Genomic DNA, 13789 nt, shown 5'->3' on the forward strand with positions numbered 1-13789 from the left:
ACGTCTCTGATTAATTACCTTCGAAGAGTGACCGGTATTTACCAGGATGCATCCCGGTGTATTTTTTGAATAATGTGCTGAAGTATTGCGGATTATCAATTCCAACCATTTCTGATATTTCAAGCACTTTCAGATCGGGTGATTTTAGCAAGTTTTTGGCAGTCTCAATTCGATGCCTAGTAATATATTCAGTAATGGTCAACCCAGTCTCCTGCTTGAAAATTTGACTAATATAATTTGGCGTTAGAAATACTTCTTTGGATAAAAGTGTTGTGTTAATATCTTCCATATATCGCCGACTTATAATTTCTTTGATCTTATGGGTAACGCGCGTATTCTTGGTCATGTGCTTCTTCTCAAAATACATAGTTGCCTTGATGAACATATTCTGCAACAGTACCTGTAGCTCTTGAATCGTGCGTGCTTGCTCAATTCCCTTCAACACTTCAAGCTTGCCTGCAATGATTGTGTCGAAGGATTCCTCCATCTCATACATCATCCGGGATAAGCTGAACAACAGCTCCGCTGCAAGGTGACGGACGTAATTAACGGATATATGAGTCTCTTGCAGGTATGGATCGAAGAGCTGATGAAGCGATCTGGTTACACCCTCCTCATACCCAAGCTTCACTTGCGACAAGAGCTCATGCTCCGCGGTATAGATTGGGCTTGGAGGAGATATGCTTTCTGTTGTTCTCAGATCCTGAATACTAAGAATGGAGTTGCTGCCCGTATAGAACGTATATTGCAAGGCGGACTTGGCTTCCCTGTAAGATGTGCGGAGGGAAGTCAGCTTATTTACCGGATTCCCTATTCCAATGGATACTGAAATTTTGAGATACCTAGTCACACTCGAGACGATGTCTTCACAGAATTCCATAATGGCAGATGGACCGTAGACGGTCCGCTCTTCGGAACTGCGAACCACAATTATGAATTCATTATCGTTATGATTCGTGAAGCATATACCGAATTTATGAATGGAAGTGATTTCCTCAACAACGTTGTGTATGGAAAAGAAGAGCAGTTGCTTATTCTCTTCAGTGAAGCGCTCTACGGCTTGTTGGTAATTATCCATCTGAATAACCGCCGCACACATGGACTCTCCTCTGGTGAAGGGAATCATATAATAAGATGCCTTCTCCCACAGGTCTACCTCATTGTCAGAGAAGCCGGCAATGACTTGGTTCAGGAATTTCTCCCGAAGTGCAGGAAGACTTTGCTCCAATTGAAGCTTTAATTTCTCCTCTATAAGGGTTCTATCCCGATCAGCTTGTATACTTTCCGTTACCTTGCTAACGACCTCAAGGAGCTCTTCGAGCTTGACAGGCTTTAATACATAGCCATCCGCATTTAAGCTAAGGGCGGTTTTGACATAGTCAAAATCTTGTATACCGCTAATGAAAATGACCCGTGTGGCATACCCTTCTTCTCTTAGTTGGCTGGCCAGCTGAAGCCCATCAATGAAAGGCATTCTAATATCGGAGAGGAGAAGATCCGGGTGATGCTGTCTACATAACTGTAAGGCCTCTTCTCCATCCTCTGCTTCGCCTAGTAGTTGAATACCAAGATCCTCCCATTCCAGCGCTTTACGCAGCCCTCTCCGTACGTTGAATTCGTCATCCGCTATGATCATTTTTAACATCAGCAATCTCCTCCATGTAATGAACGATTGGCAGTTCGATAACAGCAAGCACACCTTGGCCCTGATGCTCACGATAGGATAAGCCATACCCTTCTCCGAACCACATCTGAATACGATCATTGACGTTGCGCGTCCCGAAGGATTGGACGGCGGCACCTTCTTCCGGCTTCGAACGGAGCTGCTCGTTCAGCTTGTCAACCTCAGCTCCTACTCCGTTATCCAGAATCTCAATAGTTAGCTTGTCAGGTTCGAGGGAATGAATGGTGATCTGAATGACTCCCGTTCCACGCCGCTTCTCAATTCCATGGAGAATCGCATTCTCAATTAACGGCTGAAGGAGCAGCTTGACGGTCAGACATCGGAGCAGTTCCTCCTCCACGTTAATGTAGTAGCTAATTCGGTTATTGGAACGGATTTGCTGGATGATTAAGTAACTCTCGGCTTGCCTCAGCTCTTCCTGCACTGTGATGATATTTTTGCCTTTGTTCAAGGATAGCCTGAAGAAGTCGGACAGAGCCGTTACCATCTTACTAATATCAGGAGCTTGATGATCAATGGCAAGCCAATTAATAGAATCCAGTGTGTTATACAAGAAGTGAGGATTAATCTGAGCTTGCAGCGCATCTAATTCAGCTTTTTTCTTGCGGGCTTCCGTGACGTACAGCTTCTGAATCAGCTCATTAAGCTGTCGAATCATTCGATTATAGTGGTCGAACATGAAGGAGAACTCATCTCTCCGTGTATATACGATTGGCTCGCTAAGCGTTCCAGTCTTGGTGTAGGACATGGAGTGTACGAACTTGCGGATTGGGGAAGAGATGTCGTTGGTCATCAAGAAGGACAGAATCGTCGCCACCAATACACACAACACAAGCATGATAATAATCACCTTACGGAATGCAACCAGCTTCCCGTTAAGATCTTGCATAGGTGATATGGATATGGCCTTCCACCCTGTCAATTCTATTGTCCGATAGGATACTAGATGTTCGGTTCCGCCAATAACTGTACGGAGGCTCATGCGATCCTTCCATTCCGGTGCGTTGCTGCTGATATAACGCCAGATGGACTGTGTCTGTCTATCTTCATTAGCAGGACCGGTTATGATGCGATTGCTGGCATCCAGAAGATAGATGGTGCTATTGGGTGAAGGCTTCAATGAAGTTAGAATCTGATTGATGTCGTCTAGGTTCAAATCAATGGTTAGGAGACCTGCCATAGGAATCTGAATATGTCTCAGAGCATAGAGGCGTTTAACATAACGTAATGCCGTTACCTTGCTGAAGGGTTTCTCATCCGCATACATTCCGATAACTGTAAAGTCACTTCGAAACGGGATGGATTGAAACCATGCTGTATTTTCAATACTTTCCATATTGGCAATGTTGTCGGTAAAGTTCTTCTGATAATATTCAGGTCTGTCCAGAATGAATAGCTTGGGTCTGATCTGGGGACTGGCTTCATCGGGAACGTCATAATCCTGCATAATGTTGCCCAAGTTGGACAACTCATTAATAATCGCAGTATCGTCAGCCGGTCGTCCCGAGGACAGAATATTCTGGAGCTTCGGATTCAGGTATATAAATGAGGCAATCGTATTCATATCCTCTATTTTCTGAACAATGTTGCCCTCTACTAATGAGAGATTATTCTGAATGGATGTGGTGATATTCTCCGATATCGTCTGTGCTGAACGGGAGTAGATAATGGAAGTAAGGATGGAGACCGGAAGCAGGACTAGAATGAGAAAGTAGATCATCAGTCGATAACGGATACTGTGCCTGTATAATGCCAGAACATGAAAAATGGAATGCCAATTCAGCTTATTCTGATTCATTCTCCACACCCTTTGTATGCGGTATTCGAACATTAATATTGTAGCTTATCCTCAATTACAAGTCTCGTCTTCCTTGCAAAATTTGATGAATTTCAAACGGATTTGGAATTTTGTTTATTTTCATAAAAGAGCAGGGGGGCTACACTTAAGCCAATAGAGAGCCAGTCGATAGGCGGAAGGAGCGGGAAGGATGGCCCAAATGAAATCCATCAAAAACATACAGGCATTGAATGTAAAGGGAACCAAGCTGCCCAATAAGGGGTTTTGGCATGACGTTATCAAGTATCGTGTTTTCTTTGCCTTAATGCTTCCGGCATTGCTAATCGTCATCTTCAACAGCTATGTACCTATGTTCGGTATCATTCTAGCGTTCAAGGACTACAGCTACGTTGGCGGTATTCTGGGGAGCAGTTGGTCTGGGTGGGAGAACTTTGAGTATCTCGTACGAACGGACGAAGCATGGCGCGCGACTCGAAATACGCTGCTGTATAATACCTCCTTTATAGTAATTAATACTGCAGCAGCCGTTACAGCAGCTATTGCACTTAATGAAATTCGCAATCGTCATTTTGCCAAATTTTTTCAGAGTGCTATGCTTTTCCCCTACTTTCTATCTTTCGTCGCGGTCAGTTACTTGGCTTATGCCCTTCTGGGTCAGAATGGCTTTATCAACACCGGTATCCTCGAATGGCTGGGGATTGAAGGCATCAGCTGGTATTCCAACCCCTTCTACTGGATATTTATTCTGCCCCTTGTTAATCTGTGGAAAAATATCGGCTATATAGTTGTCGTCTATCTGGCATCCATCGTTAGCATTGACAATGAATACTATGAAGCCGCCGTAATTGATGGAGCGTCAAAGTGGAAGCAGATCCTATATATTACAATTCCCTTGATGAAGCCGGTCATTATTACTATGGTGCTTCTACAAGTAAGCCGGATCTTCAATGCTGATTTCGGATTATTCTATCAACTCTCGCTCAATACGGGACCGCTGCTCCCTGCAACAGAGGTTATCGACACGTTTGTTTTTAGAAATTTCATGATTAGCGGGAATGTGGGAATGTCAGCTGCTGCAGGGCTGTATCAAGCGGTAATGGGGTTTGTCATCATCCTATTAACCAATTCTGTCGTTCGCAAGATTAATAAAGATGAAGCGCTATTCTAGAGAGGTGAATGACTTGAATGACCATAATCAATCTAACTCCCGATTTAACCGCATATCTACACCGGCTAACGCTGTCCTGACACTGGTCTTCTGGCTTATGGCCATTGTATGTCTCGTACCCGTTCTTCTGGTGCTCTCCGTATCCCTTTCTGACGAAGGGTCTGTGATTCGTCACGGCTATAGTATATGGCCAAGAGAATTCACATTCTACGCATACGAGTTCTTGCTTAAGGATATTGCGAAAATCGCCAAAGGGTACGGGGTTTCCATATTCGTCACCATAGCAGGTACGCTTTTAAGCTTGTTGTTTACGGCCATGCTGGCCTATCCGTTATCTCGAAGAGACTTTAAGTTTCGCAATTATTTCTCCTTCTTCGTGTTCTTCACCATGCTGTTTAACGGCGGACTCGTTCCTTTCTATATGACATATTCAATTGCCGGATTAAAAAATTCATTAATCGCCCTGATCCTGCCCTATTTAATCGCACCGTTTAACGTCATTGTCATGAGAGTGTTCTTCTCGAACACGATACCGCCCGCATTAATTGAGTCGGCCGTTATCGATGGGGCTGGGGAGTTACGCATATTCAGAAGCATCATTGTACCGCTGTCCCTTCCGGTTATGGCGACCATCGGCCTCTTTCAGACGTTTGCCTACTGGAATGACTGGTTCCTTAGCCTAATCTTCATCAGCAATGATAATCTGGTCAACCTGCAGTATCTCATGTACAAGGTTATGCGGGAAGTGGAGTACCTCAATTCCGGGCTTGTCGAGGCCAGCCGTGCTGGAGAATTGAGTAAAAACCTGCCCTCCGAGACTGTTCGGATGGCCATGGCCATTGTGGGAATAGGGCCGATCATCTTCGTCTATCCTTTCCTGCAAAAATATTTCATTAAAGGACTTACCGTTGGATCCGTTAAAGGCTAACCCCGGTTATCCGGATAGCATATTCATCATCATCAATAAGGAGGAGCTGTATCATGAAGAAGGGGTTCATATTATGGAAAGGCACGGTTCTATTACTAATTATGCTTACATTGGTTCTGTCAGGCTGCGGCGGCAATATTAACGAGAATTCGCCATCTCCCAACGCGGAGTCAGACGCTTCAGAGAAGTCGAGTCTTGAATCGAGAGAGATCACGCTCTATTATCCAGGTTCCCCGCAGACGGACGTCTCGCTTGTCGAGCAAGAAATGAACATCATTCTGAAGGAAAAAATTAACGCCACTATTAAGATCCATGCGGTGGATTGGGCGAATTGGACACAGAAGATCAATCTGATGTCATCCTCCAATGAGCCGTATGATCTGGTATTCACGGCGTCGTGGGATAACCTCAGTGGCAATGTAGCCAAGGGTGCATTCGTCGATCTGCTCCCGCTGATGGAGCAATACGGTCAGGATATTAAGGGCAGCATGAACCCGCTGTTCATTAAGGGGAACATGATGGACGGCAAGCTGTTCGCTCTGCCGACCCAGAAGGAGTTTGCCAGCAGGCAGGGCATGTTCCTGAATAAGGAGCTGGTCGACAAGCATCAGATTGACCTCTCATCCATCAAGTCGCTCGGAGACCTAGAGCCGATTCTTCAGAAGCTGAAGGACAACGAGCCTGACGTCGTTCCATTCTGGGCCAACAGGAACTGGGTGAGTGTATTGCCTTACGAGAACCTAGGGAGCACCAAGGTGCCAGGTGCCCTTGTGAAGAATGGTGAATTGAAGGTGGTCAATCAATTTGAGCAAGCAGATATGAAAGCGTTCTTCGAGCTGATGTACAGCTGGAAGCAGAAAGGCTTCTTCCAGAAAGATCCCGCTACGAATACAGACAGCACGAACTATCTCAAGGAGGGTACCGTATTTGCAACATGGTCGCAGCTGAAGCCAGGCGCGGACGGAGAGAAAAATGTAGGGCTTGACCACAAAGTCGTACAGGTGGCTCTTGAGGAGACGCCTTACACGACAACAAACGACCTGAACAACTCTATGCTCGCTATCTCCCGTACATCCAAGGATCCGGAACGAGCGATGATGGTAATGAATCTTCTGCATAGCGACGTTAAGCTACTCAATCTGCTGGTGAACGGTGTAGAAGGTAAGCATTATGCGAAAGTTGCGGGCAAGGAGAACATCATTAAGCTGCCTGATGGGGCCAAAGCGGGTGAAACCGGTTATTCCCCGGGGAACAACTGGATGATGGGTAATCAATTCCTCAACTACTTGTGGGATCATGAAGATCCGACGAAGTGGCAGAAGTTTGACGAGTTCAACAAATCAGCCACTCCGACCAAAGCATTAGGATTCAACTTCGACAGCTCTAAGACCAAGACGGAAGAGGCTGCGGTGTCCAGTGTGTATGACAGCTTCCTTGACGGACTCGCTACGGGAGTATTAGATCCTGCCAAATCACTTCCTGAATTTAATGAGAAGATGCAAAAAGCAGGCTTGAATAAAATCATCGCCGAGAAGCAAAAGCAATTGGATGAATTCCTGAAAAACAAACAATAACAGGATAACCGCCCTATTAAAACTGCCTTTAACGGCAGTTTTAATAGGGCGAGCATAAATAAAAGGATACAAGGAGGAATTGTAAAGTGAAACGCTACATGAAAACGGTCTCAAGCATAATTGTATTCTCGCTGCTGCTAAGCATATTTTCTGCAGTCGGATTGACAGTTCCGCAGGCAAGCGCAGCCGGTGAAACCAGTTACCTGAAGATGACGTTCGAAGAGTCGGACCCTAACTTTGGAAGCTTGGCGGTTGGTGAGGCTACACAGTCAACTCTTATTGATGCCCATACCTCCAAGTCGAGCATGACGATCGCATCTCTGGACGCCGTCCGCTGGCTTCAAGTGGCTACACCTGCCAATGAGAGAGGCTCAATGGTCATTCCAGATGGCTGGTCCAAGCTGTCGATGACACAGAACAATATCAACCTCACTGCAAGCTTTGTTGTCCAGGATACCAATCGGGATTATAACTTGAGAGCCATTCAAGGCGATTGGGGCGGCTCTTATGATCTGGTGAAGATCGCGAAGGACGGAAAAATTTATTCACTGGGAAGCAATAATGCGTTCGTCGAACGCGCAGCATGGTCTGTAAACGCTAAATTCTCTCTAAAGCTCTCCCTGTACAAGGACAGCCTAACTTATGATTTGTATGCAACAAAAGACGGCAGCACGACTAAAATTGCGGATCAGGCTCCTCTGCCTGCCACTCAATTCAACGGGGACGGCATAGCCATGTTCCAGCTGGAGGCGCCAACAGACACTACCCCCTCCACAATTATGGTCGATGATGTAGAGACCAGCGGTTCGGACAACAGCGCCCCTGTTCCGGTTCCTCAGGATGAGACCGTTTACAGGGAGACGACCTTCGAAGAAGACGACTCGGATCCTACAATTGCGGGTACCCAAACCGGTGAATCTATTCGCACTTCTCTCCTGGACGACAAATCACCGTCGGAGATGAGAATTGTAGAGTTCAATAACAGCCGTATGCTTGAGGTGACTACACTTCAGAACGAAAAGGGGAATCTGGGAATCCCGTTCGATAATGGCTGGAGCAGCCCTGCAGTCAACAACAGCTATACGTTGGAATCAACGTTCGTAATGAAGGATAACGGAGCAGATGCCAGACTCTATCTGGTCAATAGTGCTTGGACGTTGAAATCGTATCTGATGATCTTGGGAAGGGACGGCAAAATATACGCCCGCTCCAACAGCGGTGCGGACGGTGCAATGGCTGCCAGAGGAGAATGGGAGATTGATAAGCCATTCACCATTAAGCTGGTAACCCACCTCGATTCTAAAAGCTATGACCTGTATATCGACGGAACTAAGGTTGTAAATCATGAACCGATGCAAGCTTCGACCCTTTATTCCAACGGCCTGGCTGCATTTATGCTGGAAACGCTGCCAGGGATTCATCCGCAATCGGTGTATTTGGTTGACAATATTAAGCTGTCCGGTTCCAACACGGCCGGCCCGGCACCCGTCGTGAATCCCAATCCCGGGACTATCTACAACGACGAACCGCAAGTGGGTGAGCCGGTTACCTATTATGTTAGTCCGACAGGGTCGGATACTAACAACGGCACGTCGATCGACACGCCATTCAAGACACCGCAAAAAGCTGCAGATGTATCTGCTCCAGGCGACACGATTCTTCTGCGGGGTGGGGAGTATCCTTATGACGGCAGCAATCGGCAATTAATTATTAAGCAATCGGGTGCTAAGGACCCGGTAACAGGCGATGAACACTATATTACATTCAAGAATTATCCGGGAGAAACGCCGATTCTGAAACCGACGAATGGATGGGAAGCCCTCTCTATTCAGGCAAGCTACATCATCATCGATGGAATTACCGTACAAGGCGATAACAGGAATATTACGGTTGCGGACGGGGAGGCGGACTACGAGAATGCACTTCTCCACGGGGATGAACCCGACTTCGACTGGAACTCTACAGCCAGAACCCAGACGGGTGGGATTAGCGTAGATGGAAGAAATCGCGTCGAGAACGGACTTAAGCCCTTGCATCATATCATCATCCGGAATAACCACATATTCGAATTGCCAGGCGGCGGTATAGGCGCGATGGAAGCAGACTATGTCACCATTGAGAATAACCACGTGCACGGGAATGCATGGTATACGATGTGGGCTGGCAGCGGGATAAGTATTCTTCATTCGAGGGACCTTGACAACAATACGAGCGAATACAAAAATTTCATCCGAAACAACATCGTCTATGATAATGAAACGAAGGTAAAATGGATTGAAGTGGAAAGATATTCGGACGGCAACGGGATTATCGTGGATGCCAACCAGTGGGCGGCCTACAAGGGAAGAACGTTGGTAAGCAACAATATCTCCTACAACAACGGCGGTTCGGGCATTCATGCCTTCTATTCGTCCAATGCGGACATCGTCAATAATACGATCTATCAGAATGGCAGAAGTCCGCATATTAATTATGCTCAGTTATTTGCGGCCAACTCCGAGAATATTAACTTGTTCAATAACATCGTCTATGGACGCGAAGGGAAAGTCATTAATTCCGAGAGCGGCAGCAGCCGGGTCATCTATGCAAACAATGTGTATTATAACGGGAACGTTACCATACAAGGCCCGAATGATGTGATTGCAGACCCTCAATTTGTATCACTGACTCCGGATGCGCTCGATTTCCATCTCAAGGCGGGATCTCCTGCCATTGATCGAGGTACCCGGACACTTGCGCCTGTCATCGATTACGAGGGTGACAACCGGCCGCAAGGTGGAAATGACAGATATGACATCGGAGCATACGAATCGAATAATACAAGCGACAATCCAATCGAAGACGACGTAATCGATATTGCAGCGATCCATGCCGCCTCTGCCTTCATCCCACCCCAAGGTCAGGCCATGAAGGGGTCGCCGACTATTGACGGCAACGTAGATGAAGTATGGAGCACGACTAAGCCGTTCGCAACGACCAAGTTCCAGAACACGACAACAGGTGCAACGTCAGTCGTGCGGACACTATGGGATGATAACAACTTCTACGTGTTAATGGAAGTGACAGACGCTCACTTGTCCAAGATTGCCAGCAACCCTTGGGAGCAGGATTCCGTGGAAATGTTCTTGGATGAAAACAACGGGAAGACAATCGCCTATGAGGCAGACGACGGCCAATACCGCGTCAATTATGAGAATGAGCAAAGCACAGCTAGCAACGGCAAAGATATGAGCTTCACTTCTGCCACAAAGCTGACAAGTGCGGGCTATCTGGTTGAGGCTAGACTTCCGCTCGCTACCGTAACCGGAACGGAAGGTATGAAGGTCGGCTTCGATGCCCAGACCAATGATGACCAGGGGGCCGGCAAGCGCGACTCGACCTCCATCTGGAGTGATACCGAGTTCTCGGGATGGAGCGGTACGAACCGGTATGGCGAGATCAAGCTGGTTACGAAGCTGGAGGAGATCCAGAGCCCGGCCATCGTGACGCCGTCAGTAGCATCCTTCAACAAAAATGCACCGGCCGATATTCCGTTCCAAGTGGATAACAACGGAAATTCGCTTGCAGGGCTCAAAAATGGCAGTTACGTTCTTGTGAAAGATCAGGATTATACGGTGAGCGGCAGCGTGTACAGCATTTCCAAAGCATATCTAAGTGCCTTCCCGGTCGGAACGGTCACGATTACGTTTGATTACACCAATACGGTGGATCAGAACGTCAAAATTACCATCACCGGAGACACACAGGCTCCTGGCGGCGGAGGAGGCACAACGAATCCAGAACCACCGGCTGGTTCGCCTGCTACCATAACGGGTTCTATCATTAAAGTTCAACCCGTCCTGACGAATGGACACTCGGCAGTCGTGCTGAACACCGAGCATATGAACCAAGCAATTGCTCATGCTGTATTGGCCAAAGAGAAAGAGCTGGTTGTCGATTTCTCCAATGCAGCCGGGATTACTTCAATGTCCTTGGAGCTTCGGTCGGATGCTCTGCTCAAGGCGAAGGAGGAAGGAATCAAGACCATTGAAATCAAGTCTTCCATGTTGAGTTTGCACGTCTCCCCTGATGCAATCAAGGGTTTGCAGACGGGCAGCAAAGTGACGCTAGACGTGAAAACCGTCGATCCGGCATCTTTGCCGGAATCTGTTAGAGATCAGCTTCAGGGTATGCCGGTATTTGACTTCAACTTAAGCGTTAATGGTCAGAAGGTGACTACCTTCAAAGACAACAACTCGATTGAGGTCCGGGTTCCCTACTCCCTGAATGCAGGTGACAAAGCGAATGCGGTGGTCGCGGCCTATGTGACGGATAACGGCAGCCTGGAGATTGTCCGTAATGTGAAGTATGATGAGAAATCTGGCGTCCTTATATTCAAGGTCAAGCACTTCAGCAAGTACGCCGTTGTTACTGCTCAACCGGCATTCAAGGATATGGGTTCCTATTCTTGGGCGCAGGATAGTGTGACCGCTCTGGCGGCACGGCATATTATTAGCGGCATCAGCAAGGATGCTTTTGCTCCTCAGCGAGCATTGAAGCGGGCGGAGTACCTGAAGATGTTGATGGAAGCGCACGATCTTGTAACGACCGGAAGTTCCACTACGTTCACTGATGTCCTAGCGGGGGAGTGGTACTACGATGCGATTGCATCAGCCCAAGCTCTCGGCATTATATCGGGTTATCAGGACGGAAGCTTCGGTCTGAGCCAAGAGATCTCCCGTGAAGAAATGGCAGCCATGACTGCACGTGTCCTGAAGGCTGCGGGTGTGGTCATTAGCAAGAACAGGACGGCGGTTCCATTCACGGATGAAGCGGATATCTCCGATTATGCATTCGATGCTGTACAGCTAATGAACGAAGCAGGATGGTTCAACGGGCGCAACAACGGACAGTTTGCTCCCAAGTCTCATGCAACAAGGGCAGAAGCAGCTGTTCTGCTAGCAAGAGTGATGTCCTTGAACTAATCGTCCCAATAGCCAAAAGCTGGGCTCTCTTTCCATAAAGAGTCCAGCTTTCTTCATTCTTTCAAACCTGGTAGGCAAAAGTGTCAGATTAAGGTATTATGACACATATAGAGACTTGGCTGCGCCTAGAATTGGAGGGCAAACAGATGGTAATGTCGTTCGGCCGATTACTTATTATCATTCCCTGTATCCTTATGGTTGGATCCATTCTTTCGGGTTGTACTACTGCTAACGACATTAATGAAAGCGTTTTAGATAGAGCGGCCAGCGCGACAGTGAAGGAATGGGAACCGCGGGAGATATCCCTCTACTATCCGGGTGCCCCGCAGAGGGACGTATCGCTTGTGGAAGAGGAGATGAACAAAACTCTGAAGGAGAGAATCAATGCCACCATTAAGATTAATGCGGTGGATTGGGCTGTCTGGACGCAGAAGATCAATCTGATGTCTTCCTCTAATGAACCTTATGATTTAGTATTTACGGCATCGTGGGATAACCTGAGCGGCAATGTGGCCAAGGGTGCTTTCGTAGATCTGCTGCCGTTAATGAACCAATACGGACAGGATATCATGAGCGGCATGAACCCGCTGTTTATTACAGGAAATACGATAGACGGCAAGCTGTTTGCGCTTCCAACCCAGAAGGAGTTTGCCAGCCAGCAGGGGATGTATCTGAATAAAGAGTTGGTTGACAAGCACCAAATCGACATCACTTCCATTAATACGCTGGCTGATCTGGAGCCGATCCTGCAGAAAATTAAAGACAACGAACCCGATGTCGTTCCCTTCTGGGCCAATCGGAACTGGGTAAATTCGCTGCCTTACGAGAAGCTTGGAAACGATGAGGTGCCGGGTGCCCTTGTAAAGAACGGCGATTCAAAGGTCGTCAATCCATTTGAGCAGGCGAACATGAAGGACTTCTTCAAGCTGATGTTTAGCTGGAATCAAAAAGGATTTTTTCAGAAAGACCCCGCTACGAACACCGACGCCGCGAATCACCTCAAGGAGGGTACTGTCTTTGCGACTTGGACTAGTCTGAAGCCTGGTGCGGACGGCGAGAAGAATGTAGGCCTTGCCCACAAGGTGGTGCAGGTAGTACTGGAGAAGACGCCATACACAACAACCAATGATCTGAATATCTCCATGCTAGCCATCTCCCGAACCTCCCAAGACCCGGAAAGAGCGATGATGCTATTGAATTTACTTCATAGCGACGCCAAGCTACTCAACCTGCTGGTGAACGGTGTGGAAGGGAAGCATTATGTCAAAGTAAAAGATAAGTCGAACATCATCAAGCTGCCGGCTGGTGCGAAAGCGGGAGAAACGGGTTACGCACCCGCTAACGGTTGGATGATGGGCAACCAGTTTCTGAACTATCTGTGGGAACATGAGGATGAGAATAAATGGAAGATAATTAAAGAGTTTAATCAAGCGGCAGTGCCGACCAAAGCGCTTGGATTTGTATATGACAGTACAAATACGAGGAATGAAGAAGCGGCCATCGCTAGAATCTATGATGAATATATGGATGGACTCTCAACCGGTGTGTATGAACCCAATCAGAAGCTTAAGGAGTTCAACCATAAATTAAGGAAGGCAGGGCTGTCCAAGGTCATCGCTGAAATGCAAAAGCAGTTGGATGACTTCCTTAATACGAATCGCCCATCCTAACGC

The 13789-nt window shown here is 47.3% G+C and carries 7 protein-coding genes; 5 read left to right on the forward strand and 2 right to left on the reverse strand.

The genetic code is table 11. The annotated features are described in order from the left end of the window. Positions 1–10 precede the first annotated feature (10 nt). Positions 11–1645 (reverse strand): response regulator, encoded by a 1635-nt coding sequence (locus ACFO9Q_RS09070; protein WP_379180986.1) that lies wholly within the window; start codon positions 1643–1645, stop codon positions 11–13. Further along, complete coding sequence (locus tag ACFO9Q_RS09075; RefSeq protein WP_379180989.1) at positions 1620–3482, reverse strand: sensor histidine kinase; 1863 nt, start codon at positions 3480–3482, stop codon at positions 1620–1622. Before ACFO9Q_RS09075 ends, ACFO9Q_RS09070 begins: the two co-directional genes overlap by 26 nt. Positions 3483–3672: 190 nt before the next feature. Between ACFO9Q_RS09075 and ACFO9Q_RS09080 the strand changes: the two genes are divergently transcribed. The 5 genes from ACFO9Q_RS09080 (at position 3673) to ACFO9Q_RS09100 (ending at position 13786) form a co-directional block, all read left to right on the forward strand. Next, positions 3673–4650 (forward strand): ABC transporter permease, encoded by a 978-nt coding sequence (locus ACFO9Q_RS09080; protein ID WP_379180991.1) that lies wholly within the window; start codon positions 3673–3675, stop codon positions 4648–4650. A gap of 4 nt (positions 4651–4654) precedes the next feature. Continuing rightward, on the forward strand, positions 4655–5578 hold the full coding sequence (locus tag ACFO9Q_RS09085) for a carbohydrate ABC transporter permease (RefSeq protein ID WP_379181291.1): 924 nt from the start codon (positions 4655–4657) through the stop codon (positions 5576–5578). Between the two features lie 53 nt (positions 5579–5631). After that, on the forward strand, positions 5632–7152 hold the full coding sequence (locus tag ACFO9Q_RS09090) for an ABC transporter substrate-binding protein (RefSeq protein ID WP_379180994.1): 1521 nt from the start codon (positions 5632–5634) through the stop codon (positions 7150–7152). A gap of 86 nt (positions 7153–7238) precedes the next feature. Further along, complete coding sequence (locus tag ACFO9Q_RS09095) at positions 7239–12116, forward strand: sugar-binding protein (RefSeq protein WP_379180997.1); 4878 nt, start codon at positions 7239–7241, stop codon at positions 12114–12116. 146 nt (positions 12117–12262) lie between these two features. Next, positions 12263–13786 (forward strand): ABC transporter substrate-binding protein, encoded by a 1524-nt coding sequence (locus tag ACFO9Q_RS09100; RefSeq protein WP_379180999.1) that lies wholly within the window; start codon positions 12263–12265, stop codon positions 13784–13786. Positions 13787–13789 lie beyond the last annotated feature (3 nt).

Origin of the sequence: Paenibacillus sp. GCM10023252 (genome assembly GCF_042653305.1) — a bacterium.
In the GTDB taxonomy this organism is placed as follows: Bacteria; Bacillota; Bacilli; order Paenibacillales; family Paenibacillaceae; genus Pristimantibacillus.